The 25,174-nt window shown below is 47.8% G+C and carries 20 protein-coding genes, 1 other RNA gene and 2 pseudogenes; 11 read left to right on the top strand and 12 right to left on the bottom strand.

Annotated elements, in window-relative coordinates; translation table 11 throughout:
• The first annotated feature begins 11 nt into the window (after positions 1–11).
• The 4 genes from BP71_RS15305 to BP71_RS15290 all read left to right on the top strand — a co-directional run bounded on the left by BP71_RS15305 (position 12) and on the right by BP71_RS15290 (position 3,551).
• A complete protein-coding gene (locus tag BP71_RS15305; RefSeq protein WP_496380650.1) occupies positions 12–761 on the top strand; it encodes a GLPGLI family protein in 750 nt (249 codons plus the stop codon).
• A 182-nt stretch (positions 762–943) separates the two neighbouring features.
• A complete protein-coding gene (locus BP71_RS15300; RefSeq protein ID WP_496380648.1) occupies positions 944–1,831 on the top strand; it encodes an OmpA family protein in 888 nt (295 codons plus the stop codon).
• A gap of 168 nt (positions 1,832–1,999) precedes the next feature.
• On the top strand, positions 2,000–2,953 hold the full coding sequence (locus tag BP71_RS15295; RefSeq protein WP_496380646.1) for a threonine ammonia-lyase: 954 nt from the start codon (positions 2,000–2,002) through the stop codon (positions 2,951–2,953).
• A 118-nt stretch (positions 2,954–3,071) separates the two neighbouring features.
• The gene (locus BP71_RS15290; protein WP_496380644.1) at positions 3,072–3,551 is read left to right on the top strand and encodes a hypothetical protein; all 480 of its coding nucleotides are present in this window, start codon (positions 3,072–3,074) and stop codon (positions 3,549–3,551) included.
• A 68-nt stretch (positions 3,552–3,619) separates the two neighbouring features.
• Here the strand turns inward: BP71_RS15290 and BP71_RS15285 are convergent, their stop codons facing one another.
• From BP71_RS15285 to lpxK, 5 genes are all read right to left on the bottom strand, one after another.
• Positions 3,620–3,763, bottom strand: a complete 144-nt coding sequence (locus BP71_RS15285) for a hypothetical protein (RefSeq protein ID WP_496380642.1) — start codon at positions 3,761–3,763, stop codon at positions 3,620–3,622.
• Between the two features lie 81 nt (positions 3,764–3,844).
• Entirely contained in the window at positions 3,845–6,751 is a 2,907-nt protein-coding gene (locus tag BP71_RS15280; RefSeq protein WP_496380640.1) for a PD-(D/E)XK nuclease family protein, read from the bottom strand.
• Between the two features lie 37 nt (positions 6,752–6,788).
• Positions 6,789–7,385, bottom strand: coding sequence for a MiaE family protein (locus BP71_RS15275; protein WP_496380638.1), 597 nt, complete (start codon positions 7,383–7,385; stop codon positions 6,789–6,791).
• Positions 7,386–7,405: 20 nt separating this feature from the next.
• Positions 7,406–9,394, bottom strand: a complete 1,989-nt coding sequence (locus BP71_RS15270) for a putative porin (RefSeq protein WP_496380636.1) — start codon at positions 9,392–9,394, stop codon at positions 7,406–7,408.
• A 24-nt stretch (positions 9,395–9,418) separates the two neighbouring features.
• A complete protein-coding gene (lpxK, locus tag BP71_RS15265) occupies positions 9,419–10,459 on the bottom strand; it encodes a tetraacyldisaccharide 4'-kinase (RefSeq protein ID WP_496380634.1) in 1,041 nt (346 codons plus the stop codon).
• Between the two features lie 67 nt (positions 10,460–10,526).
• Here lpxK and BP71_RS15260 point away from each other — a divergent pair, with 67 nt between their 5' ends.
• Positions 10,527–11,627: an o-succinylbenzoate synthase gene (locus BP71_RS15260; RefSeq protein ID WP_496380632.1), complete on the top strand. Its 1,101-nt coding sequence runs from the start codon at positions 10,527–10,529 to the stop codon at positions 11,625–11,627.
• Here BP71_RS15260 and hemF read toward each other — a convergent pair.
• From hemF to BP71_RS15240, 4 genes are all read right to left on the bottom strand, one after another.
• On the bottom strand, positions 11,595–12,506 hold the full coding sequence (hemF, locus tag BP71_RS15255) for an oxygen-dependent coproporphyrinogen oxidase (RefSeq protein WP_496380630.1): 912 nt from the start codon (positions 12,504–12,506) through the stop codon (positions 11,595–11,597). The genes BP71_RS15260 and hemF overlap by 33 nt on opposite strands.
• Before the next feature lie 110 nt (positions 12,507–12,616).
• Positions 12,617–13,051 (bottom strand): PepSY-like domain-containing protein, encoded by a 435-nt coding sequence (locus BP71_RS15250; RefSeq protein WP_496380628.1) that lies wholly within the window; start codon positions 13,049–13,051, stop codon positions 12,617–12,619.
• A 72-nt stretch (positions 13,052–13,123) separates the two neighbouring features.
• Entirely contained in the window at positions 13,124–14,572 is a 1,449-nt protein-coding gene (locus BP71_RS15245; protein ID WP_496380626.1) for a M56 family metallopeptidase, read from the bottom strand.
• A complete protein-coding gene (locus tag BP71_RS15240; protein WP_496380624.1) occupies positions 14,565–14,939 on the bottom strand; it encodes a BlaI/MecI/CopY family transcriptional regulator in 375 nt (124 codons plus the stop codon). Before BP71_RS15240 ends, BP71_RS15245 begins: the two co-directional genes overlap by 8 nt.
• Before the next feature lie 136 nt (positions 14,940–15,075).
• Here BP71_RS15240 and BP71_RS15235 point away from each other — a divergent pair, with 136 nt between their 5' ends.
• The gene (locus BP71_RS15235; RefSeq protein WP_496380623.1) at positions 15,076–17,373 is read left to right on the top strand and encodes a TonB-dependent receptor; all 2,298 of its coding nucleotides are present in this window, start codon (positions 15,076–15,078) and stop codon (positions 17,371–17,373) included.
• A gap of 198 nt (positions 17,374–17,571) precedes the next feature.
• Positions 17,572–17,943, top strand: a transfer-messenger RNA (tmRNA) gene (gene ssrA / locus BP71_RS15230).
• Between the two features lie 722 nt (positions 17,944–18,665).
• Here ssrA and BP71_RS15225 read toward each other — a convergent pair.
• Positions 18,666–19,379: pseudogene (locus BP71_RS15225) on the bottom strand (recombinase family protein); the annotation flags it as partial.
• A gap of 455 nt (positions 19,380–19,834) precedes the next feature.
• Here BP71_RS15225 and BP71_RS15220 point away from each other — a divergent pair.
• Positions 19,835–20,137 carry a hypothetical protein gene (locus BP71_RS15220; protein ID WP_496380621.1) on the top strand — a complete coding sequence of 101 codons (303 nt, stop codon included), beginning with the start codon at positions 19,835–19,837 and terminating at the stop codon, positions 20,135–20,137.
• Positions 20,138–20,544: 407 nt separating this feature from the next.
• On the opposite strand, the gene BP71_RS15215 is transcribed toward BP71_RS15220, so the two are convergent.
• Entirely contained in the window at positions 20,545–20,946 is a 402-nt protein-coding gene (locus tag BP71_RS15215) for a hypothetical protein (protein ID WP_496380619.1), read from the bottom strand.
• Between the two features lie 667 nt (positions 20,947–21,613).
• Between BP71_RS15215 and BP71_RS15210 the strand changes: the two genes are divergently transcribed.
• On the top strand, positions 21,614–22,099 hold the full coding sequence (locus BP71_RS15210) for a hypothetical protein (protein ID WP_496380617.1): 486 nt from the start codon (positions 21,614–21,616) through the stop codon (positions 22,097–22,099).
• A 309-nt stretch (positions 22,100–22,408) separates the two neighbouring features.
• On the opposite strand, the gene BP71_RS15205 is transcribed toward BP71_RS15210, so the two are convergent.
• A complete protein-coding gene (locus tag BP71_RS15205) occupies positions 22,409–23,131 on the bottom strand; it encodes a T9SS type A sorting domain-containing protein (protein ID WP_496380615.1) in 723 nt (240 codons plus the stop codon).
• 226 nt (positions 23,132–23,357) lie between these two features.
• Here BP71_RS15205 and BP71_RS15200 point away from each other — a divergent pair, with 226 nt between their 5' ends.
• Together BP71_RS15200 and BP71_RS15195 are read left to right on the top strand one after the other, a co-directional pair.
• A complete protein-coding gene (locus tag BP71_RS15200) occupies positions 23,358–23,792 on the top strand; it encodes a hypothetical protein (protein WP_496380613.1) in 435 nt (144 codons plus the stop codon).
• A gap of 702 nt (positions 23,793–24,494) precedes the next feature.
• Positions 24,495–25,174 (top strand): annotated as a pseudogene (locus BP71_RS15195) (hypothetical protein); the annotation flags it as partial.

The following is a 25,174-nucleotide window of genomic DNA, read 5'->3' as shown; positions in this document are numbered from 1 at the left end:
TAAACCCGATTATGAGAACGATCAGAATATGGATATTGATGATGGCGATTTCTTCCACGCCGTTATTCGCACAACAACTGGAAGGGGAAATTACCTACGAGCGGATAATGCGTTGGACGACGATCTACTCGCGCCTCACGTTCCTGAGTAATGAAGAAAAAGACCGGATCAAGCAGACCTGGGGAAATGACGATGAAAACAAGCAGAAAATGACCCTGTATTTCAATGAAAAGCAGAGTTACTATACCTACCCGAAAGTGGTAGAGAACGAGCACGGATGGTCATGGTCGGAGCGGGATTACAAGATTTACCGGAATTTCGAGAAAGAGACCAGAACGGACATTATCGGTATGCTCGGGAAAACCTATATCGTGGAAGATTCGATCAGGACACCCAAATGGAAAGTGATGAATAAGATCAAGGAAGTCGCAGGACGTATGTGCATGATGGCGGTGACGGAAGATACTATTAAAAACCAGAAGATCACGGCCTGGTTTGCCAATGACCTGCCTGTATCAGCCGGGCCGGAGCTTTACTCGGGATTACCCGGGATGATCCTCGAACTCGAAGTAAACGAAGGAGATATGATTGTGACGGCAATCGATATCAAAATGAAACCGGTTGCCGGGGAGGATATTAACATACCCAAGAAGCTGAAAGGCCGGAAAATTGATGAAAAGCAGTACCAGCAATTGATCTCCGCTCATATTCAGGACAGTATTAAGGCGCGTCGTGCGCCGTTCTGGTCAATGCCTTATTAGATAAAGCACTACATCACATTACGAAAAAGGGAAAATGCCGTTACGACATCTTCCCTTTTTTTCGTACCTTCGCGTTTTGAAAGCACCCCGGGCGTTTGGCTCGATTATTGATAGCTATCAGTGTAATTGTACCAATGTTTTACTTAACAGTGTTTATCTATTTTTAACAACCCTAGACGATTATGAAAAAAACGCTTTTAGCCGTTGCCATGCTCTTTGTACTGGGCTCATGTGCCAGCAAAAAGAAGTTGCTTTCCGCACAGAAGCAAGCCAATGAGATCCAAATCCAACTGGACAAAGCAAGAGCCGACCTGAATGATTGTGATAGCAGAACTGCTAGCTTGAATAATGATTTGAAGGCAAAGAATGACGAGTTGACCAGCAAAAACGCTAAAATGAAAGAGCTGGAAGAGCAGGTTGAGTTCCTCAAAAAGAATAATAACAACCTGCTGGATCGCATGTCTGATCTCTCTGTGATTTCGAAAGAAGGATCGGAAAGCATCAAAAAATCGCTTGCGATGATGGATGCGCAAGGCAGCCAGATCCGTGACCTGAACAGAAGCATCCAGCACAAGGACTCCTTGAACATGGCGCTGGTACTGAACCTGAAACGCTCATTGGCAGATGTTAGTGACGAAGATGTTCAGATTGAAGTGAAGAAAGGGGTAGTATATGTTTCTCTTTCCGACAAAATGCTTTTCCGTTCAGGAAGTTCTGTGATCAACTCACAAGCTGAAACTGTACTTTCCAAAGTTGCCAAGATCCTGAACGACTATAAGGAGATCGAAATCCTGATTGAAGGACACACAGACAATGTACCCATTTCGACCGACAAGGTTTCTGATAACTGGGATCTCAGCGTATTGCGTGCTACTGCCGTTGCGCGTACCCTTCAGAAGAAATACGGTGTAGAACCGGTTCGTATGATTGCTGGTGGCCGTGGCGAATATTTACCCAAAGTGGCAAACGATTCAGCGCCTAACCGCAGCCTGAACCGTCGTACTGAGATCATCATTACGCCGAAATTGGATCAGTTCTTCAATCTTTACACACCTAATGCAGGTAAATAAGGTTAACTGAAAATTTTTTGGGAGAGGGTCCGTCGGCATATTGACGGACCCTTTTTCTTTTAAGTGGCGGGCGATCATCCAATTTATCGGGATTTTGAGCCGTATGTCCTGGATTTGTATTTTGCACCTTCCTGCTGAACAGGAATAATTTTCATAACCAGTATGAATATGATCGGAACTGTACCTACCCGGGAGATTATTGAGGCAGCCCATGCACTTGTCAAACCATACATTCATCGCACACCGATAGCCACGTCGCAGTTTTTGGATGAATATTGTGGCGCAGAATTGTATTTCAAATGCGAAAACCTGCAAAAGATCGGTGCGTTTAAGGCGAGGGGCGGCTTGAATGCGATTCTCTCATTGCCGGCTGCCCTCCTGGCGAACGGCGTCATCACGCATTCATCGGGTAACCATGCGCAGGCAATAGCATTTTCAGCCAGGAAGGTGGGCGCGAAGTGTTACATTGTGATGCCCGAAAATTCTCCGAAAGTCAAGGTTGCGGCGGTGGAAGGCTACGGTGCGGAAATTACTTTCTGCAAAAATACGCCGGAGGAAAGGCAGCGAACCGTGGATGAGATCATTGCGCGCACGCATGCGACTTTTATACACCCATTCAATAATTATGAAGTGATGGCCGGGCAGGCTACGGCCGCCAAAGAGTTAATCGAGGACGCGGACGTTACACTGGACGCGATTGTAGCACCGGTGGGCGGGGGCGGTTTGCTCAGTGGCACTGCATTGGCCGCGAAGTTTTATTCTCCGGGTACAAAAGTCTATGCCGGAGAGCCCGAAGGAGCAGCAGATGCCGTACTCTCGTTCCGCAGCGATAAGATCGAGAAGGCGGCTTATATCGATACGATCGCCGACGGTCTGCTAACCTATCTGGGAGACAAAACATTCCCTATCATCAAATCGGAAGTGACGGATATCCTCACCGTTTCGGATAAAGAGATCATCCAGGCTATGCGGTATCTTTGGGAACGAATGAAATTGGTAGTAGAGCCGTCTGGTGCGGTATCTGTGGCGGCGGTGCTGAAAAATAAGTCGGTTTTTGCTGGAAAAAAGGTAGGTATCATTATTTCCGGAGGTAACGTGGACCTTGGTAAGTTGCCATTTTGACGAGTTGAAACCAAGATTTAGGTGTCTCGATATGCGCATCACGGGGCAGTGCCGTTATAGTAGGAAATAATGGATGCGTGTTTATATTTGAAATATTGTTTACTCTTAAAGTACAAGTATGAAAAAGCTGATTTTTTGCTGTCTGGTTGTTTTAATGGGTGCCTGCAAGGACGATAAGAAGGATCCTGAACCGGAGGTGGATTATGCGCCGGGGTTTGTAGGCGTTTATCAGACTATGACTGTCGATGGTGGGTTCGTAGGCAGTCATAACTGGGAGGTCACAGCTGAATCAAAGAACCAGCTGAGCATCAAATATACCAAAGTAACAGAAATCAATGTTTCGGGTACCAAAATCACCCTTACCCAGGAATACCCGCTTGCTGCGGTAAAAACCACTGGTCAGGACACTTTTGAGATCGATGAGAAGGTAGCTGTGAAGCAAAGTACGGGTGAGGCACTGAACCAGCGTATCAGCGGGATCGCAACGAAGATCGTCAATGGAAGTGGCGTGCCCCAGATCAATGTGACATTGAAGTTTTCGGAGTCGAGTAGCGGCGCCACGGATGCCGAGCAGTACCTCGAATTCAAGAAAAAATAAAGAAACCGGGAATATGAAAAAGGCGGATGAGATAACCTCACCCGCCTTTTTGTTTTGAGGCATTTCAACTATGAAATGGGTACTTCTTTCATGACGGTCTGATACCTGTCAAAAAGGACGATGATGGGAAACGTAACACCCATCACAAGGCAGGTGACCAGAAAGGCCGTACACCAGAGGAAGAAGAGGGTAAGCTTTGCTATGACTATCATGCCGTAAACGATTTTCTTTAAAAGATCGCTTTTTTGCGGCTTTGGTTGTAAGTTGTGCGGGTTATTTTTTGATCTGACCAGCTATCTTCCGCATATGCCGGTGAAGTCACAGAACTTGCAGATGTTCAGGTCTTCGGTTTTACGGAATGGTACATCGGGATCGAGCATTACGTTCAGGATGTCTGTCAATATAACCTCGGATTTTGCCATAAATTCAATGGGTGCCAACTCCTCGGTAAGCTCCAATGGATTGGCGATCAGGTTTTTGGGGTCCCGGAAAGAATAGAACCCGGATTTGACAGCGTGTGCTCCGAAATTGTAGGTGGTGTCTCTCAGTTTCAAGCCTTGTTCGCCCTGCATCCGGCGGTACATCAGATATTCGTAGATCCAAAGCTGACGCACATATCCCATTTTGCGGTCAGGATCGAAGCGGATCACCTCTTCACGCCTGACAGGGTCAGCCAGTTTTTGTTTTCCGGTCAGTTCTACGCTGCCTGTCTTATAATCCATCACAAACAGGGTGCCATCCTCAGCCAGCTCGATGCGATCGATCTTTCCGCCGATGCGCACGGGTGTAAAGCTGCCCTGCAATATGAGTTCAAGCTGCGTGTTGAGTGGCTGTTCGGCCGCCAGGATCTTTTTCCTGGGCTGCTGGGCCATATGGTGCCGGAGAAATGTCAGGATCTGTTGTTCTCCGATCTGATAATAAATCCGGTTGAGACCGAGATCCGTTACATATCCTTTAAATAACCGGTCGAACTCCTCGCGGAGAATGGAGGTGATCTGCGCTTCGGAAGGATCATTATCCACTAGAAAAAATTCAAGGTCGAGGCGCTCCAGCGACGCATGCAGCCAGGTTCCGATCTTGTCCATTCCCAGTTCTTCCTCCACTTCTTCCTTTTCCTTTACACCGACAATGTGTTTCAGGTAAAACTGCATGGAGCAGCGGATGAACTCGTTCAGATGGGTAGGGTAGATGCCCTTATTTTTGAGGTAATCCCGGATTGCAGCAATCAGCGCATCGTCCTTATGAACCATTTCTTCCAGCTCTTCCTGCTGACGGGCTTCAAAGACGACAGTCCTGTTTTCAATTTTGATAGCAGGGTTATACTGCGCCAGTTCATATTCGATCTGGCGTACAAACCGGCTTTTTTCACCTCCGCCCGGCGCATCGTTGGTGCTGGTGTATAAAATGTGTACCTCTTTGGCCCGTTGCAGCAAACGGTAAAAGTGGTAGGACATAACTGCTTCCTGATGCTGATGCGTAGGCAATCCCACAGCCTGTGATGCGTCGAACGGGATCAGCGAATTTTGTCGTTTAGCCTGGGGGAGTATGCCTTCGTTGACAGACAAAATAATGATCCGCTCGAAGTCCAATGCGCGTGTTTCCAGCAAACCCATGATTTGCAGGTTACTAACCGGTTCGCCGCTGAAAGGTATCCGGGTCTGACGGATCAGTTCGAACATAAAAGACCGCAAAGTCCTGAGTGTAATGACTTCCGTGCGGTCCTCGATGGTTTGCTCGAATTGTTTGAGAAGGGTGTAAAAAAGGTATAAATACTCCGTTTCGAGAGCATTTTTGTAATCCTTGTATACGTCGCGCAGCAGTTCAATCAGCTGATAGAACGTGCGGATGACCTGTTGCGGATTGTTCTTTTGCCAATGGGTGAACAGGATCTGAAAAAGCGGGTGCTGATCGCCCAGCGCAATCAGTTCTTCCGAGCTGAGAAAGACCTGGTTGCCTTCGGTAATTTCCCGCAATGCCCGTTGAATGATGGTCTGTCCATCGTCCAAAGCTGAAAGCGCCACATATTCATAGTGTCGCACGAAAGGGTGGTTCAGGACCTTGTCAATGGATTTATGTCCAAACTTCGGAATCCTGATCAGTTTTCCGCTATTACTGCGGAATTCAACCACATTCTGCTGTAACTCAAATATCCCGTCGACCAAGGTGTAAAGCAACGAATTCCGCATCGAAAGTCCCATGGTAACGTTCAGGTCGCGAACTGCTTCGTCCAGGGAATAAAGCATTGGGAGCAGAAGATTTTCATCGGCCAATACAATAGCGGTCGTTACGGGGGCATCGGAGGGATCAGTATCCCGCATACGCTGATATAACTTGCCCGCAACTTTGGTTTGCAATGTCGCATTCGGGACACCATAAACCGAGATATTCTTCTCCGAGGACAGCAGGTCGTCGGTCGTCCAGTTCCATTCTCCGAATTCCCTGCTGCGCTGGTATTCCCTCAGGCTCTTACCAGCTTCCACAACCGTGTTTTCTGACATATAATACCGGTCGGAATCCCAGAGAACTTCGGCTTTTTGGGCTTTGATCAGCGAAGATACGATGAGCCGTTCCGAAGCAGTAAACGCGTTAAAACCTGCAAAATAGATCTTTTCACCCTCAGGCCATTGGGAGGTAAGCCCGGCGATGTTTTCGGCCAGGTTGCGATAAGCCATCCCGCGGTAAGCCTTTCCTTTTGCAAGAAGCCGTGCCCGGAAAGCCTGATATACTTTATTGATATTCTCAAAAAGGGAGAAATATTGCCTGGAACCGCCCTCTGTTTGCAGGGATCTGCCCTCAGGCAGGCTCTCCTGCCAGCGGGTAAGCGCCTGGGATTCGGACAGGTAATCAAACAGATAGTCCGTTTTGACAAGATACTGATCGATCTTGTCCAGATCACTCAGCAATACGGATGCCCAGCCCATAAAACGGTCGAACTGGACGTCGGGATCGATCTCCCGGAAGGTCTCATAGAGGTCGAAAAGCAGGTGGACGGGGTCTTCAACTTCCAGCTCGCTTATGCTTTCTACAAAATCATCGATCGCCATGATCCCCGGACTCATCACGGGCTCCCAGGTTTCGCCGGCAAGTTCCTGCATGAGAAAGAACGCAGCCCTACGCGTAGGCACCACGATCTGGACGTGTTCCAGCGATGTGTGGTGGGCAAGGATACGTTTGGCAACAAGGTTCAGAAACGACTGCATCGAAAAGGCCGGATAATGAATGATGGATGACTGGAGATCAGTGGATACGGTCGCCGCGGGGTGTGAGTGACTTCATAATTTCAGCTTCTGCGTGCAGCAGTTCCTTCCATCGGGCTCTGACCTTCGTTGCCGGCACATAGGTTTCGGCCAGTTCCAGGAATGTGCGGTAATGGCCAGCCTCGGAGATCATCAGTTCACGATAAAATTTTTGCAGGGATTTGTCTTCCAGATTCTCGGAAAGCAGTTTAAACCGCTCGCAGCTTCGGGCTTCGATCAGTCCGCAAATGAGCAGCCTGTCGAGGAACGTCTTTTCCTGATCACCTTTTGTGGTCAGTTGCATGAGCTGGTTCACGTACTCGTCTTTCCGTTGCCTGCCCAGCGGGATATTCCTTTTCGTAAGTTCTTTGAGAACCCGCTGAAAATGCCCCCATTCTTCGGCGACGATCGGGGTGAGCGTTTCTACGAGCAATGCTTTGTCGGAATAATGCACGATGAGCGAAATGCAGCTCGATGCCGCCTTCTGCTCGCAATAGGCATGGTCAATGAGGATGTCGCCGATCTGCATGGAGGCAATATCGGTCCAGCGCGGATCGGTCGGAAGTTCCAGCCCGAGTGTAGTGAGTGATGTAGCCATGGTGCTCAATATACGGCAAACTAGTCGAACATCGGCCAGTTGATCCCAAATGAAAATGATCTGGCCAGGCCCAGGTAATCGGGCGTGATGAAATAACCTTTCGGGAAGAGCCCGAACTGTCCGCCCTGGTTCAGATAAGACATCTTAAAGAAAAGCCTGACGCGTTTGATGCGTACATTGGCAAATCCGTCTACCACCACATTCTGATCGAGGCGGGTGTCGTTCTGCAGGTGAAACTGCTGCGTTACCGGCATGTAAGCATCAGCCATGTATGCCGATCGGTACCGCGCCGCGAGGCCGAGTTGAATAAAAAGAACTTTGGCATACACAAAATCATACGTGACCTCGCCGCTCGCAAATACCGTTGGGATACGGATCACATCCTTATTGTCATTCAGCGTAAGGAAGCCCATCGTTGTGAAATTCCATTTGTTTAAATGGATTGCCGAATTGAAGCCGATCCGCAGCAACCGGAAACCGGAGTTCAGCTGACGGGGTACAGCGGCAGTATCGTAGTAAATGTAGTCGTTGATCTGGTGTACCTGGATTTCCGGAACAAATTCGATCTTTTTGGCTTTTAACACCAGCGACGCATAGATCGTCTGAATTTTCGTCGGGTCAAAATTATTGCGCCAATCGAAATGGTTACCCAGATATCGGCCGACCATGAGATCGGGGGCCGTTTGTATACTCTGGAACCCGGCCTTGCCCCAGCGCGTGTTCAGCTCGCCTTTGAGCCGGTACTCCACGTTTTTAGCCAGGTTCAGATCCGCTTCGGCAGTCAGGTATTGCACGGAATCCTTAAGGTAATAGCCCAGCCATGCACCGATGATGTTGTCGAATTGCAGGCCAGTGCGGTATTTGACATACGGGTCACCTATTTCATTAGGTGCCTGGCCCGCACTGCGCATCCCATAAAGCCTTTGCCGGACATAGGCCCGGTAGTTGAATCCCTCGTAAAAACCCTTGATACCTACCTTATTGTCAAACAGTTTGTAATAAATGTCCTGGCGGGTCAGGGTGGTATCGAACCTGGCTTTGGGATAAACGCCCTTTTCTATGCCCCTTTGGAGCTCAAGATCCGTGAACCGGTCGATGACACTCTGGTAGTCGGCCTGCTGGAAAACCTGGAAGCCATTGGCCAGCCGGTACTGCTGGTAAATATGGAATACATGCCGTCGCTCCCAGGAATTGGCATCGTCGCTGATTTTGGCTGCGCCGTCGTAGGAATACCGTTCGACCACACCATCGGTACCTACGTTCGGAATAACGCCCCCCTGCTCGCGTACCTTCTGGTTCATATGGCGGTAATGCGCAAGGATCAGGTATTTTTTATTCTTTGAAAAAAAGCTGGTATGTGCCAGAAACGTCCAGTTTTGGCCTAGTAATGCGCCGGAATTGATCGTATTGGCAAAACCATAGATTTTGGTGGAGGTCAGTCGTTGTGCCCGTATTCCAAAGTTGAACCTGGAATGCACGTTCTGGGTATAGGCGAATGTCCCGAGGGAAGTTTTCTTGGGGCCCGACATGAAATCGAGTTCGGTGTGCTGGGACTTGGTATCTACATAGGCCACATCCTCCTGTTTGATCGCATAGGCATCGTAAACGCGAAGCCCCAGCTGTGTGCCGATGTCCTCGCGGGGCTGGAAGAAGAGCGGGCGGGTTGCCGTGACATGGTTGCCGAGGTCGGTGAGCTTACCCCATGCCTTATCCATGGGCATCCAGCGATGAAAGTTGGTCAGCCCGGTATCCACGCGGTATCTGACGGAATCGCGGTTATTGAAAATGTCGTGTTCGTAAAAATGGAGTGTGGTCTGCGGGCCGTAAATGGTTTTGGTACTATCGTCGAGAATGGACTGGCCTCCCTGGCCTCCTCCTCCTCCGCGTGACCCGCCTCCGCCACCGGGCATTTGCATACCACCAGGGAGCCTCACCTGGCCCCGGGCTGTCGGTATGGTTACAATGAAGCTGCATAAAACACACAGTAAGCTATAAAAGACAATTCTCATAGAGGAAACTAACGTTCTGCCATTTTAAAACCGGTCGCCGATCTTTGAAGTGATCCATTGTGTAAAGGCTTCGGTTTCATTTCCGAAATCAACGGATACGGAGATGTATGCAAAACGTTCCGCATACCCTTTCGATGCAACCAATGGTTTTAATTTGACCATATCCTTTTCAGTCGTGACCACAAAAGTATCGTTTTTTAAGTTCTTAATCAGGTCTTCGACCTCAGTCGGGGAGTAATTGTGATGATCCGGGAACACCCCTTGGCCTACAACGTTGAAATGCCCGTCCAGATATGCAGCGAAGGGGGCGGGATTTGCGATTCCGGCCACCATTTTAACATTCTTTAACGGAACAGCGTTGCCCAGGTAATCCAGCGGCGCCCCATAGCGGGTCGAAGCAAAGAAAACAGGGGTGCCGTTCCGGGTGTAATGCCGTATGCCGGAAACGATGTTTTCTTTTTCCGCAGGGCTCAAAAAAGCGGGACATTTGGTAACGATCACCGCATCGGCGCGGAGCGCTCCGCGCCGACGTTCCCGAAGACGGCCTGCCGGGAAAGGGGCGTCGTGGTAGAACGGCCGGTTGTAGTCGTTTAACAGGATATTGACATCCCTGCGAATGGCGCGGTGCTGGAATGCATCGTCGAGCAGCAGCAAACGCACGCGGGGGTGAAGCTCATGGATTTTACGGGCGCCCGTAACGCGTTTTTCGCACACGGCCACCGTCACCGCCGGATTGAACTTGGTATAAAATTGGAAGGGCTCGTCGCCGATGGATTGCGCAGTAGCCGAAGGGCCGGCTTCGATAAATCCCTGCGTTTCCCGCCCGTAACCCCGGCTCAGGATCGCCGTCGGAATGTCGCCGGAGAACATTCGGGTAAGGTATTCGATCACAGGCGTTTTCCCTGTTCCGCCTACGGTGAGGTTCCCCACGGAGATGACCGTCTGAGGTACTTTTTCTGAATGAAGGAGATTTTTATCAAACAACAGATTACGGATGTCGGTGATCAAACCGTAAATCCACGAGAGTGACAACAATGCTTTTTTTATACCTGGAAGCGCTTTCATCCTGGTGCATAATTACGTAAATTTTGTCTAATATTGTGCCCCTTTTACAATCTGACACCGCAAAATCATGCCGTTAAAAATTGTGTATAAGCCACATACGCTTCATTTTCGCAAGGAAGCAGGCACCTCCCGCGGGGTTCTTACACAAAAAACATCCTGGATCATCATCATCACAGATACCGAGAAGCCCGGCGTTACCGGATATGGTGAATGCGGCCCGCTGCCAGGTTTGAGCGTGGATGACCGGCCTGATTTTGAGGCACAGCTGGCGGATGTCTGCAATATTTTCAATGACCTCGATCTCGATGTTTTTCCCTTCAACCTGGGCATTATCCTTGATCAGCTGGTACCTGTGCATTTGCCTTCTGCCCGTGCGGGCATCGAAATGGCTTTGCTGGATATCATGAACGGCGGTCAGCGGAAACTATTCAAAAATGCTTTTTTCGAAAACGGGGAGGGCATTCTGATGAACGGGCTGATCTGGATGGGATCCTATGAAAACATGCTGTCGCAGGTGGAGGAGAAACTGGAACAAGGTTTCGAAACCCTTAAGATGAAAGTTGGAGCCATCGATTTTGAACAGGAATGCCGGATATTGGAAGCGGTGCGGAAACGGTTCACTCCGCACGATATTACGCTGCGGGTCGACGCCAATGGCGCTTTCACGGCGGAAAACGTGCAGCACCGTCTGGCACGCCTTGCCGGATTCGACCTGCATTCCATCGAACAGCCTGTTAAGACAGGCCAGCCGGAACTGATGGCAGAACTTTGCAAATCATCGCCCGTACCGGTAGCGCTGGACGAAGAGCTGATCGGGATATTCGATTACCGTGAGAAGTTCGCATTGCTCAAAAAGCTCATGCCTCCGTTCATTGTGCTGAAACCAACGTTGTTGGGCGGTTTCAGGCATACCAGTGAATGGATCGAGATTGCCAACCGGCTGCATATCGGGTGGTGGATCACGTCAGCACTGGAATCCAATATCGGATTGAATGCCATTGCGCAGTACACCGCATCTTTCAACAACCCGCTTCCGCAGGGATTAGGTACGGGGCAGCTTTACACCAATAATTTCGATTCGCCGCTCACGATTGAGAATGGCTATCTGCATTACCGGAAAGAGGTTACCTGGGAATTACCAGGCAACGCCCTTGCGGAGCCAGCCTAATGTATCGGCTTCTGCCGATCCCGGCTCAGGAAGGAAATTGTATTCCCAATTGGCTTGCGGTGGCAGACTCATCAGGATCGATTCTGTACGCCCATTCGTTTCCAGCCCAAATTTTGTACCGCGGTCCCAAACCAGGTTAAACTCCACGTATCTTCCGCGGCGCAGGTATTGCCATTGTTTTTCCTTTTCTGTAAATGGTTTGTCCGCATATTTGCGCATCAGCGCGGTATAAACCGGTGCGAAGTTTTCGCCTACTTCCTTAACAAATTCAAAAAGTGCTTCCTTTGATAAACCTTGTCCGTTGCCGGCTTCGTCAGGTTTGAGATAATCAAAGAAAATTCCGCCCACACCCCGTGTCTCATTACGGTGGGGGATAAAGAAATATTCGTCTGCCCAGTTCTTGAATTTTGGATAAAACTCCTGGTGATGCCGGTCACAGGCGGCTTTTAAAGTTTCGTGAAAATCCCGGGCATCTTCCTGAACTACATAATGCGGCGTGAGGTCGATACCGCCTCCAAACCAGCACGTGCCATTATCCAGTTCGAAATAACGCACATTCATATGTATAATGGGTACGTACGGGTTATGAGGGTGCATGACGATGGACACACCGGTCGCTGTGAACTGCGGACTTTCGGCATCGTCCAGGTTCATCTGTTGGCGCAGGCGAGGGTGTACTTCACCTGTCACACTCGAAAAATTGACGCCTCCCTTCTCAATAATGTTGCCATTCTGTATCAATCGGGTGCGGCCGCCTCCGCCTGAATGGTGTTGCCAAAGGTCTTCATGGAACTTACCCAGGCCGTCCGTCGCTTCGATGGCTTCGCAAATGCGGTGCTGTAAATCGCGGAAAAATGATTCTATATTATCAACTGTCATACGCTGTACTGGTCTTCCGCGGCAAAAGTACAATAATTCCCGGATGGGTGGCAGTCGCATAAAAAAAGCAAGGCTTTCACCTTGCTTTCTGATTCAATTTATGCATCCATCTAGTTATCAATGCGCAGGAAAGTACCGCTCAGGTTGAAAACAAGTTCTTTGCGGTTCGAAAGCCGGATCTCCTGATCAGTTTTGTCTTTCTCCCAATCGGTAATGAATGTGTCGGCATAATTTTGCTGCACATATTCCAGGATTTTCAGGGGAATCACCGTGTCGGGCAACTTCTCATTGTTTCGGGTTTCGATGCTGTAACAATCGCCCTTTTTATCAAATTCCAGTTTGACCTGATTGTTGAGAATCACATCGTAGCTGGTTTCCAGGTCATCCCGGTCGCGTACTACCTGTGAGATATTTGCATCCGGGAAATGGGCTTCGATAAAGTCTTTCGCATTGACCGGCAGGTCCGTTTCGTCCACTACCTTTTCATTGTCACAAGCCGTGGCCACGAATAGAAGAAAAGCCAGAAATGATGCCAGTTTTTTCATAATTGCTGTCAGTTAGATGAGTATTGATTTAACTACTGACAACCCAATCGGTCATTCCCCCTATGGAGCGGATTACTTTTTCATGCGTTGAAGCATAAACCAGTCATTCAGGACAATGAATACGCGGTTTTTTACGCGCTCGTCATATGTCTTATCGAAGTGGTCGTTGGTCGTCAAATCCAGCTGGTACTTATAAATCCTTCCTTTTCGGGCAGCACCATATAATTTACTCGGCGAGAACTCGGCTATGTCTGAATGTTTGAATTGGTTCAACGCCGAATTGGGGACATGTTTCCCGTTGAGCCATATTCCAAACACTTCAGGCCTTTTCCAGTTTTCAAACACCTCGGGTGTAGGGGCTTGCTTTACGGGAATATCGAATTGATACATGCCAATACCTGCCTTTTGTACAGTCTGCTGTTGCTGCTGGTTCATTTTGGTATAAGTCGCATAGAGATGATTCTCGAGTTCGGGTGTGATGGCCAGAATGGTATCGACGCGACCTTTCTTGTTGGTTACATATCGCTTATGTTTTTCGATGGTAGCAAAGAAATCTTTCATCTCAGCCTCCGAAACGGCTCCTTTCGGATCCGTGAGAGGATAGCTGGCCCGGGTAGCCGGCGTTTTCTTACCGGTTTGCTGAGAATAGCTTTTGTCTGCGAATGCCAATGCGAGTAGCGGCAGCAACAGGAGAAGGAAGCCCTTGCTGGCGATTTGGCGGTAAGGATGGGCGATTCTTGTCATCATGGCTAATCGTTTTTGAGTAACTGAATAATTGAAGGAGCTTGCCAGGCTGGCACCACGTTCGGCGAGGAGGGTGTCGAGGAGTAGGAGCTGGTAACCTTCTACATTTTTATATTGGCTTAATACCGCCTGATCGGCCAGGTATTCGTGATTGAACCTGATCGCCTTCCTGAAAAGTAAGAGCAGCGGGTTGAACCAGCAGAATGTGATAACCAGTTCGATAAAAATGATATCCAGCGTATGCTTCTCCCGTGCGTGGGCGAGTTCATGAGTGAGTATTTCGTCTCGAAAATCAGGTTGGTGGAATGTTTTTTCGGAAATAAAAATGTAGCTGAGGAATGTAAATGAGGGAATGCAACCGGGAGCAAGCACCAGCGTTGCATCCCCCATCCGGATCATTTCGCGTCCGCGTTTTTGCTGCAAAATGCGCGTTGTATTCAAAGTAAAGCGGCCCAGCAGTACGGTACATACTACTGCATACATCAGCCAGGGTATATACACGAGCCATTCATTTTGCGGAACGGTGGCTTGAGGCAGGGCGGGGCCGGGCGTTTGCACGGGTGCTGGTGGTTGGACAAACGTATCTGCGGGCAGCACACTCGCTACCCGTTCGGAAGGTATTTCAATGCTGAACAAGGGAATTGCCAGTGAAAATACAATCGCGAACAAAAGGTAAAACCGGTTGAAACGCAGCATTTTCTCGCGTTCCAGAAACAGATGGTACATCGCCAGCAGGATTCCCGAGCAAACGATGGATTTGATGAGATAGCTAACCATTTTGTTTGCGTTTGATTTCCTCGTCGATGATGTTCCTTAATTCTTCCAGTTCGCTGGTTGTCATGCGGGTATCCCGCGCGAAAAACGAGCCGAATTGGGCAATGGAGTCGTTGAAGAAGTTTTTGATCATGCCGTTCATGTGTTTTGAAAAATAATCCTTCTTCTCCACTAGCGGATAATATTCACGGGAGTTACCGTAGAGCTGGTAGGCCACAAAACCCTTATCCTGCATTCTCTTAAGCAATGTTGCAACCGTAGTAGTTGCCGGTTTCGGATCGGGAAAACATTCGATCAGGTCCTTCATAAAGACCTTTTCTTTCTGCCAGATGTATTCCATGAGTTGTTCTTCGGCTTTGGTAAGTGACATAAATGAGGATGTTTTGCTCTACAATAATATAGTATACTCTACAAATGTAGAATTAAAATTGAAAAATAAAAATATCCGGTGCAACGATTACGGTTATTTTTGTAACTGATAGTTTTAGTATCATCCGGCCAATCCTATGATCCGCATATTTTTACTTTTGCTTCTTTCGACCCAACTACTGTATGCCCAGGAATTCACGTCAGTCGTCCGCGGCAGGGTGAAGGACGCCGATTCCGGCTTGCCGCTTGCGCAGGCTACCGTTCAGCTCGACAGCCTTGGCAGTGTTACCAACGAGGCAGGACAATTCCGGTTTGAAGGGGTGGGAGTAGGCAGGCATGTTTTGACAGTCTCTTTTGTGGGATATCAGACGCTCGTGATCTCCGAAATCCTTTTGGAATCGGGGAAGGAAAATGTGCAGGAAGTGCGGCTTAACGCGACCGGCCGGCAGTTGCTGGAAGCAACAGTAACCGGCAGCCGTCCGCCGGCATACAACAGTGTGCAGGCCATTACGCCCGAGCAAACCCTGCGTTACGCGGCCACCTACCTCGATCCTGCCCGGGTAGCGACCTCCTTTGCGGGTGTCGCGGCGGCCAATGACCAGGCCAATGGGCTTGTTGTGCGCGGCAACTCACCCAACAGCATGCAATGGCGGCTGGAAGGGGTTGAAATTGTGAACCCGAACCATTTATCGAATGCGGGCACATTCAGCGACCGGCCTACTTCAACCGGCGGTGGCGTGAACATTCTCAGCACACAGCTGATGGGCACGTCTTATTTTATGAGCGGGCCCTTTCCGGCGCAATATGGGAATGCCATGTCGGCCATTCTGGACATGAACCTGCGGAAAGGAAATAATGAAAAGCACGAATTTACGGCCCAGGCCGGGCTCATCGGCCTCGACATTGCGGCAGAAGGACCATTGTCGAAGAACCATAGAGGCTCTTACCTGGTTAATTACCGCTATTCATTCACGGGGCTACTCGGGGCGATGGGCGTCAATTTCGGGGGCGAGGACATCCGGTTCCAGGATTTGTCGTTTAACGTGTCTGTACCGACCAAGGGCAATGGGAACTTCACGCTTTTCGGCCTTGGGGGCGTGAGCAGCAACGATTTCAAAGCAGATGCCGATTCGCTGCAATGGGAAACCGACAAAGACGCTTACAATATCAAATACAAAAACAGAATGGGTGCATTGGGCACCACGCTCACGCAGCCCATAGGTACGCGCGGAACGTACCATGTGGCTTTCGCTATTTCGGGGTTGAACACCACGCGCGTGGCCACGCCCTTGTATAGGAGGTGGTTACAGTACGGTGATATTGAAGGCAATAGTGAGCTGACCAACAGTAAAATATCGGCAAATACGTCCTATTCACACCGGTTTAATCCGAATCATAAACTGACTTTCGGTACACTTTTGCTTTTCCAAAATTCGGGACGGCCGCCATTGTTTATGGACGAATCACTCCACCTCTGGACTGTGCAGCCCTATGTGACCTGGGACTGGAAGATCAACGAATCGCTCACTGCGGAAATAGGCTTGCATTCGATGATCAGCAAAGTCCGTTCGGCCCGCGCCCATACACACGCTACGGTGGAGCCGCGGGTAGCGATCCGCTGGCAATCGTCGGCCGACACGCGCTGGAGCCTTTCGTATGGTTTGCACAGCCAATTGCAGAGCGCGGATTTGTATACTTCTTATTATGGCATGACAAACATTTACCGGAACATGCAGCTCGCACCTACCAGGGGGCACTATCTTGCATTGGGTTATCAGCGGAATTTTTCGGGTGCAAGCCTGCTGAAAGTCGAGGCATACCTGCAATCGCAGTTCGATGTTCCCATTTCGAGTTACGACCGGGTATATTCTGCCGTTAACCTCGTAGAGCAAATCCCGAATTTGTATTTCGAGAACAAGGGTAAGGCACTAAATTACGGTGTCGAGGTTACCTATCAGAAACTGCTCACTAACCAGTTTTATCTTCTGGCTGCCGGCTCGCTGTACAGATCCACTTATGCCACCGCAGCAGGAGTTTGGCGGAGTGCCCGGTTCGACGGCCGTCACACGCTAAGCCTCACGGGCGGAAAAGAAATCAAAAGCGTGAGCAGCATTTGGGGATTCAATGCGAAAATTCTTTGGATCGGTGGCTTCCGCGAGCGTCCGATTGACGAAGAGTACTCCCAAAAGTTGAATTTTACCATTGAAAGCAGCAGTGTATATTCTGTAAAGCTCAGTGATTATTTCCGGCCCGACATCCGCATTTACTGGAAAAAAAGCCACCGCGGCTACAACCGCACCCTGGCATTGGATTTACAAAATGTCTCTGGCACGCGGAACGAAGCTTACCATCGTTACGATGCATTCCAGCGCAGGGTAGTGGTACAAAAGCAGCTGGGGCTGATTCCGGTGCTGAGTTATCGGTGGGAGTTCTGATTGTGAATGTGTGAATGAGCCGCCGTGGAATGTGGAATGACGAAATAATTGAAGCTGTATTTCAGTTGTTTGCATCATTCTTTGTGATTTTTTCGGTTCAGCCTTGAACTTTATATATTTTTAAAACGTAATTCTATTTACAAACAAACTTTGGCTTGGCCGTGTCGACGGCCTTATTCTGAAGCCTTGTTATTAAATGGGGGTGACTGGAATTGACAGCGGGCTGAGGGTCTGTGTGTAAGCATGTCGGGAGTTGAGGATATCTCCCGGAAATAATGTTCTCAAACAATAACTGGCGAATCTACTTACGCCATGGCTGCTTAATCCGGAGGATTAACCAAATGCCATCATCTCTCCACTCCACGTGCTGCCGGGTGGGTCTAGAGGTGTCGAACCGCAGCGCTGGTTGGTATATTGATGCGTAAAACCAACGAGACCCTAGTATCTAAGGCTTTGACGCGGGTCCGCCGTGCACCTTGTCGAGCTCGAAAATCTAATCACGGATAAGCATGTAGAAAGCGCAGGTTTTCCCTGTTCTGGACCAGGGTTCGACTCCCTGCATCTCCACTTGAGGGGAAAGCAGCAATGTTTTCCCCTTTTTTGTCTAAAATCAACTCCTCTAACTGATTGTTTTTCAATAAGTTGCTTTCGAGAATTGGGAGGATGTAAGGTGTTCGATAGCTACCTTTTTCATAGTACAGTCGATTGTCGAACACCATCCGGAGGAGTTCATGTTTTTGAGACGTGGTTGCCTTCCCGTATAGGTGTTTGAGTTCCGCTAATTTGCTGAGCTCCCGCTTAAAGAGCTGGGAAAGCTTATCCTGATTCCCACTAAATTTGTCGATTTGTGTTTTCAGAGCCAAGCTTTGTTTTGTCAAATCAGAGTGCCAGCGAGAATAGGTTTCATGAGACATCTGGTTGTTAATCCACTTTTCTTCAACGCTTCGAAGTTTCTTTTGCACTTCTTCAAAGTCAGATTTTCTCATTTTCAACAATTGCCTTTCCGATTTCATTTTCTCATCAAACAATTGAAGCGAAGTCAGTTCAATGGATTTGGTTGTCTTGATTGGGAGCTTTATACTCTCCAACACCTTATCAAATTGGTCATGGGCTTTCTTAGCAGGAATGTTGTTGTGCCCTTTGATTTTACACTTGTAATAATAGTAGTAGTTACCGCCCTTGCCCCTTGATGCAGCTCCGGTGAGATGAATACCGCAATGGCACTTTAGCACTCCTCTTAACGGAAGGTCATCCGAGACTTGAATGTGCGGACGTTGAGGTTTGAAACGATCCTGAACCTCCTGCCAAGTAACATCGTCAATGATCGGCTCATGGATGCCCTTTATAAGCTCTTCCGGATATTCCCGATAGGCTTTAACGTGGAGCAGACCGCAATAAACTGGGTTTTGAAGAATCCTATGGACAGCGCTGTTACCACGAAGGTTAAATCCCATTTTGCTTACTTCCTTCCTGATCAAATAGATTGGCACGTTCATTAGAAATTGCTGATAGATAATCTTTACAATTTCTGCTGTCTCAGGATCGGGAGCAATAATGGGTTTTCTATTTTCGTCCTTCTCATTTCTATACCCAAAAGGGGCAGCGCCAAGATAACGGCCGTGCTTTTTCTTTGCCGTGTATATCCCCATGTTGATTCTGACTTTATTTCGGATTATTTCATCCTCGCCCTTCAGAAGCATAAGGCCCGCATAGAAAAAGCTGCCTGGATCGTCGGCATCGAAGGTTATCCCCTCGGAAACGCTTACAACTTTTATGGCAAATTGCCGCTGCAGCTTTTTGATAGCAACTATCGCTTCACCGGCATCTCTGCTGAATCTGTCAAATGCGAAAACGCCAAGATGATCAACAGTCCGGTAATCCTTTTCAATAAAACTGTACAATCGCTTGAAGTCGGGCCTGTCGAAGTTTCGTGCGCTGAAACCCTCATCTTTGAACACATCGACAACTTGCACGTCATTCCTATCGCACCATCCCTGAACCATCATTTGCTGACCGGCAATGCTGTGGTTGCTTTGACGATCGGTGGAGATTCTCAGATACACAATTCCTCTCTTCAGTTTTGATGTTTTTAAAGAAAAATTCAACTAGGACCGAAGCAAGTAAATTTACAAATTTCTCCTCCCTCTCCTCGTTCTTTCTCCGCTCCATTTGTTCCAAATTTTCCATGCTTATTCCTGCCAAAGGTTCCATTTGTCGAGTCAGGCGACTTATACCGATGTTGACACTCTTACATATTGATTCAATTTAACTATGTAAAAGTTTTCAATCCTATCCGCACTGTATTTCGGGTTGGATGGCCACAATAGACTAGTGGATGTATTTTTGCGCGGAACGTCTCAGTCGAACCTGCTTGCATTGCTGATGATACTAGGAATTTTCTGTGCGCTACAACGTTTTGTCCCATGCGTAGGTCTTATCGAAAAAGCCTGCAACTATGACAATGAAAAGGAACATCACGTGCATTTTGGCTACCGCGTTTATAACAGCGGGTTTACTGGCCTGCTCAAAGGGCGCCGAATCCCGCGAAAAAGCAGCAGTGATAGGTGATAGGGATTTTACGTTTTGCAGCTATTGTGGCGGTTGGTTTGTTTTTGTTGATTCTACTAGGTACAGAGCTGAGGTTGCCGAACCCTTCCGCGGCGGCAATAAGCCTGTCTGGCTACGTTTTAAAAGGGACGAGAGCGACGGTGGAAAAGTGGCTGGTAAATGGATTGTTATTACCTCGATCCGCGAGCGCAAATAGCTTGGTCTTGTTTCAAGCCCGGGCACGCCTGTTCCAACCTATATCAACTGAGGCGATAAGGAGACCCACATTTAAATTCGTTCACCGTTGAGTCGCAATCATCCTCTCCATCTGCGGAATTATACCAACACAAGTATAGTCCACCGCTTCGGTTACAAAAGACCCACTACAATATAATAATACAAGTTTGATCTGCCGGGATGAGAATGACTGCTGGTTTACACTTTGCTTGGAAATAAAGCATTGCAAGCCTCAATTCTTTCAAGCCAAAATAGACATGGCTAAAAATGCAATGGAGCTAGTCAGGTACCGGCAGCAGCTGCGCAGGCAGGGGCTGGATACTGGAAAAGATAAAGGAAGGAGCCTGGATTGTCATAGGCGATATATTTTTGAAGCGAGCCTAAACATTATTTTGGCTGAATGCCGGCACTACTCATCGAAATGGCAAAATTTCTCTTTGTCGATTTCCCTTGGATTAACCCGATTTGAGTTCGGAATACCGTGCTATCTTTTTTGATCGCCATAGCTTCAAAAACCCCGTCCGAATAAGATTCAATGTCCTCTGCAAAGAAACCAATTCCAATGCTACTGTAATATGGAATTGATGGTGATTTTAGTGGATAGTGGTTTATAGAGTCTATAGCAACTAGCGTTCCGTCTTTTTCAGAAAAGGCAATGACCTTAACTTCCTCAAATACGGTTTTATCCTCATTGCTAAATACAAAACGGACCATATCTGGATCCCCGTCCTCAAAATTGCATGAGCTTGCAATTAATACTGCCGAAACAAGCAAAACCCTACTAATCATATCATTACGTTTGTAAGTACTTGATAATGAAACTATTAATTAAATGTAAATACAGTCTTTTAGCTGCATGCCGATGGTATCATTGGTGAACAGATTTTTACCAGTAGGCAAACTTCCTTGACCAATCGTTGCATACTAATACGAAATGAATCTAATGATTGATAGCCGAAATTAGTGTAAGTAACATTGAAAAATCTAACTCCATTCTTTTCACCGGCAGCGGCTGAAAAGAGGACAGAAGCCGGAAATCTCCGGAGCCTTCGGATAATGGATTTTATGTTAAAGATGAAAATTAGACGCAAGACGCGAAGCAAAATATTTACACAACTTAAAAAGTACAAGAATGGAGCTTTCGAAATTACCTGACTTGCTTTTTGCGGCCGGGGCGGTAACTGGATTGGTGCTCCAGCTGGCCTTTTTTCGGGTCTGGTCCAGCAGGAAGCCGTTCACTAAGGCTAGGATCACCCTCTTTACAATACTTTTCGGATTTGCGGCATTCTTCCTGGTGATGGCCGGTTATCTTCAAAGCACACAGGGCCAATGAGGGTCTGTCCGGTGCCGCCCAATGCGCGCGAAGCAATAGACATTGCCTGTGCGGGATCTTTCTAACTGATAACGACCGGTCAATTTTTGCAAGCAACTTTGATTCCCACACAATTTAGTTCTAATGAAGACACCTCAAATCAAATTTTTTACACCGGAAGAGAACGCGCCGCAGCCATCGAAGGCGGTTGTGAAGGCGAAACCATCTGGCCATATTTCGGATTCAGGAATGCTTATTTTTCCCAAGGCTACACTCGAAGAGATTGGTGTAGAACCGCAGACAGCCTTTTTCAAAATCGGAACCGCGGAAGGGAAGCGAAAAATGAAATCATTGTACCTGATTCCTACCGAGGAGCAGGAAGGCGCATTTTCATTTACAAGAGTAGGGAGGGGTTCAGGCATGGCGCTACCGGTAATTTTGAAACGGGGTGGTATCAACTACGAAGCCGTAAAGCATGTTTTTACCGTCACCATATTCAATTACTCCGAGGGGATAATTGGCTACGAATTGGCGATCCAGCCCGAAGCGCCCAAAGAGCCCTACACAGACAAGCCCAGAGGTAGAAAGCGTAAGGAGTCCGAGCAGGAACCGTCAGATAGCCGATATTAGAAGGTATTTTCAAAAGGCAGGTACAGTTTTGTGCATGCCTTTTGTCGTGTAAAGGGTTATCCTTCATTCTGTGGACGTCGGAGTAAATCTCGAACTGTTGGCATTCACCCTGGTCCACATATAAAACGCTCATATGCATGTGGAAACGGCAGTACAGCCATTCTCAGCCTTAATACGTTGGGAAAAATCAAGATCACTTTTCCCCATGTTCAATTTTTCGGTCGTTTTTTAGAGAAAGACAGGGGCAAATTTTTCAACTTAAAATAGCATGATTAACAGTACAGGCCTTTTCAGAAACTATATTCCGGACTAGTTTTTTATAAGCTTCGAACTCCACCCATCCTCCGATTTGATGATGTATGCTCCCGCAGGCAGTCCGCTCAATGGTATTAATGTTTTTTCGGTTTTTCCTCCAATTTGTAAGACCTGGCCGCCGGATAAATTATAGAGCCTGATTTTTCCATCTGATTTTGCCAATACTGTCACCGAGGTGGTAGTGGGATTGGGGAAAATAATGGGGGCAGGGACTGTTTTTGAATTCACAGCGCGTATATGTGAATAGTCAGCCTTTCCGGCAAAATCCACGATTTTTAGCCTGTAATACGAAGTCCCTTTTAGCTGACTCGTATCGGTCAATGTATAATAACTTAAGGACTTTACAGTTCTGGCTCCTTCGATGCGGCCAATTGCTTTCCAGGAGCGGGCATTAGCCGAACGCTCGACCTCGAAGTAGTCGCTATCCGTTTCGGAAGCCGCGGCCCATTCGAGTTTGACCGTTCCGTCGGCGGTTTTTACATCAAAACTGATCAGGGAAACTTCCAGGGCTTCGCACAATACTTCGTCTTCGATCTCAATAACCCAATTTTTGGCATCTCTTAAGATTCCAAGGCCGCTGGCCGCAGCAGAGGCATATGTAACATTTTGGGCACCTAACGTCAAGTTATCGGGCGTGGCGGTATTTAGAGCCCATCCCTTGATACCCGGAACAAGCACGCAGGTTGCAATATAGGCATCAGCCCTGCGGCCAATCATGGCGGTGCAATTACGGTGGTGAACCAACCAGGCAAGGGTACCACATTCAGTATGTTTTTACCTGTATCATAGCTCAAATGGAATGATTCTCCCAGGATCGATTTCACATTTCAACGCGCTTTCTCATCAGATCAAAACGCAGAAAGTGCAGCTTATCCGGGAAGTCTTTCAGGAATGTTGATGAGGCAATACTTTTGAAGCTTCAAAACAAAACATCATTCCAGCTATGAAAAATTTATCCGTTATCAAAAACTTTGCGGTATTGCTACTGCTTTGTATCTCAATCATTTCCTGCAAAGAAAACAAAGACGAACAGCCAGCACCAGCACCAGATCTGGGAACGAAAGTCCAGGGTACCTACGTTTTTTACGAACTGGAAGTCGACGGGAAAGTCGTGCCTGCCGATGAAAGCAATCTGAAAGGAGATATCCGGATCACCAGAAAAACAGAAACGACCGTCGATGCTAAAATTGATATCCGTACCAAAGATGGCGAAGAGTTTATGGTTTACGATGTAAGCGATATCAAGCTGAATGAATTCGGAAATACGGTGGAGCTGATTTACGAAGGTGAAACAGTAGCCAAGGTTAGTGGTAAGAGGTTGATTGTGAGTGCGACCGACGATTCCGGCACAGACTTCACACTTACCGCGATGCGCTAGCCGACCAAATATGTCTTCCGGAATGGGCGCGCTTGTCTTAACTTTACGGCAACACGAACCATTCCGTTAATCTTGAAAAAGAAGAAATCATCTTCCTTATTCTTATCGCCGCCACACTCGGCTTTATCATTTTCGATTCCACCTCATTGCCCAGCGCGAAGGATTTGGAAGGTAATTTCAGGGATCTTCCTCATACATTGTAATTTATTGCGATTTTAAGCAATTCATGGCTGTTATGATTGTACGAATATTATGCGTCAGAAGTACGAAATATGTCGTAATCTATTGGTGCGCATCATGAGGTTCAGATGTCTCTAAGTAGAAAATTATGCCCCAAATCCCTCACCGTGACAAGGAGCTAAATGTGGCGTATTTACTACAAAAAATGCATGATTAATCTGACGAAACGATAAGTAAGTATTTCATACCTTTCCAGGTCTCGAGAAATTGCAAACGAGGGGCTTGTCGCCGGGTTTGCCACATGACCTTAACTTAACTGAAACGTATGAACCTGAAACGTTTACACTTAACCGTCCTGGTGTTGTTGCTATCTTTATCGCAGGTTACAGATTCGGCATCAGTCACCCAATCTCCTATGGCATTGCACTCGCCCCAAACACCACCCAATGGGTTTTTAGGAAGCCAACCGCAAAAACAACGGACATAGAGGAGTTAAAACAGAGCAATTGGTATGCGACTGCCATGAAAAACATGCAGGAAGGCGAATACCATTTTAATAAAGTAGCAAACAGTAATACTTACAGCACCCCCAACCGGAAAAACAACCTCCGGTTTTATTATGATGAAAAGGGCTTTTCCGTCCAGCCACGCGCGACCCAGATACCTATCGGCGATTACGATATCACTACCGCGCCAGATCAAATCAAACACAAAACCCTTCCAGACTGGAAAATAGCCTTCAACCTGGATAAAAAACAGGTAGGCAAAGGCACCTGGCAGATCAATGGAAGCAAGGCCGAATACCAAACCGAGAATATCACCGTGCAGTATATCAACAACACGGAAGGTATGCGGCAAAATTTCATTGTTCAAAAGCCCTTGTCGGAAGATGAAGAGCTGAAACTGAATTTCAGTGTGCAGACCACATTGAAACAACGGTTGAGCAGCGACCGGCTGCAATTTGTGCATGAGCAGAGCGGTGTGGTTTTGAATTACGAACAATTAAAGGTTTGGGACGCCAATGGCAGGACACTGGCCGCAGCTTTTGAAAAAAATAAGGATGACTATGCGATTCATGTCCAAACAGCCGGTGCAGCATACCCCATCACCATTGACCCGATCAGCACTACGGCTGCCGCGATGACCGAAAGCAACCAGGCAAATGCCAATATGGGCTTTTCCGTAGCCAGTGCAGGGGATGT

The organism is Dyadobacter ginsengisoli DSM 21015 (genome assembly GCF_059568735.1).
The sequence above is the reverse complement of the archived record's forward strand: the minus strand, read 5'-3'. Positions and strand labels throughout refer to the sequence as shown.

Excerpts from the sequence above, each read along its gene's own strand:
- BP71_RS15235 (WP_496380623.1), top strand. The coding sequence starts at position 15,076 with ATGATCCGCATATTTTTACTTTTGCTTCTTTCGACCCAACTACTGTAT.
- BP71_RS15260 (WP_496380632.1), top strand. The coding sequence starts at position 10,527 with ATGCCGTTAAAAATTGTGTATAAGCCACATACGCTTCATTTTCGCAAG.
- hemF (WP_496380630.1), bottom strand. The coding sequence starts at position 12,506 with ATGACAGTTGATAATATAGAATCATTTTTCCGCGATTTACAGCACCGC.
- BP71_RS15270 (WP_496380636.1), bottom strand. The coding sequence starts at position 9,394 with ATGAGAATTGTCTTTTATAGCTTACTGTGTGTTTTATGCAGCTTCATT.
- BP71_RS15245 (WP_496380626.1), bottom strand. The coding sequence starts at position 14,572 with ATGGTTAGCTATCTCATCAAATCCATCGTTTGCTCGGGAATCCTGCTG.
- BP71_RS15200 (WP_496380613.1), top strand. The coding sequence starts at position 23,358 with ATGAAAAATTTATCCGTTATCAAAAACTTTGCGGTATTGCTACTGCTT.
- BP71_RS15205 (WP_496380615.1), bottom strand. The coding sequence starts at position 23,131 with ATGATTGGCCGCAGGGCTGATGCCTATATTGCAACCTGCGTGCTTGTT.
- lpxK (WP_496380634.1), bottom strand. The coding sequence starts at position 10,459 with ATGAAAGCGCTTCCAGGTATAAAAAAAGCATTGTTGTCACTCTCGTGG.
- BP71_RS15295 (WP_496380646.1), top strand. The coding sequence starts at position 2,000 with ATGATCGGAACTGTACCTACCCGGGAGATTATTGAGGCAGCCCATGCA.
- BP71_RS15215 (WP_496380619.1), bottom strand. The coding sequence starts at position 20,946 with ATGATTAGTAGGGTTTTGCTTGTTTCGGCAGTATTAATTGCAAGCTCA.
- BP71_RS15275 (WP_496380638.1), bottom strand. The coding sequence starts at position 7,385 with ATGGCTACATCACTCACTACACTCGGGCTGGAACTTCCGACCGATCCG.
- BP71_RS15285 (WP_496380642.1), bottom strand. The coding sequence starts at position 3,763 with ATGATAGTCATAGCAAAGCTTACCCTCTTCTTCCTCTGGTGTACGGCC.
- BP71_RS15300 (WP_496380648.1), top strand. The coding sequence starts at position 944 with ATGAAAAAAACGCTTTTAGCCGTTGCCATGCTCTTTGTACTGGGCTCA.
- BP71_RS15250 (WP_496380628.1), bottom strand. The coding sequence starts at position 13,051 with ATGAAAAAACTGGCATCATTTCTGGCTTTTCTTCTATTCGTGGCCACG.
- BP71_RS15305 (WP_496380650.1), top strand. The coding sequence starts at position 12 with ATGAGAACGATCAGAATATGGATATTGATGATGGCGATTTCTTCCACG.
- BP71_RS15280 (WP_496380640.1), bottom strand. The coding sequence starts at position 6,751 with ATGCAGTCGTTTCTGAACCTTGTTGCCAAACGTATCCTTGCCCACCAC.
- BP71_RS15210 (WP_496380617.1), top strand. The coding sequence starts at position 21,614 with ATGAAGACACCTCAAATCAAATTTTTTACACCGGAAGAGAACGCGCCG.
- BP71_RS15240 (WP_496380624.1), bottom strand. The coding sequence starts at position 14,939 with ATGTCACTTACCAAAGCCGAAGAACAACTCATGGAATACATCTGGCAG.
- BP71_RS15220 (WP_496380621.1), top strand. The coding sequence starts at position 19,835 with ATGAAAAGGAACATCACGTGCATTTTGGCTACCGCGTTTATAACAGCG.
- BP71_RS15290 (WP_496380644.1), top strand. The coding sequence starts at position 3,072 with ATGAAAAAGCTGATTTTTTGCTGTCTGGTTGTTTTAATGGGTGCCTGC.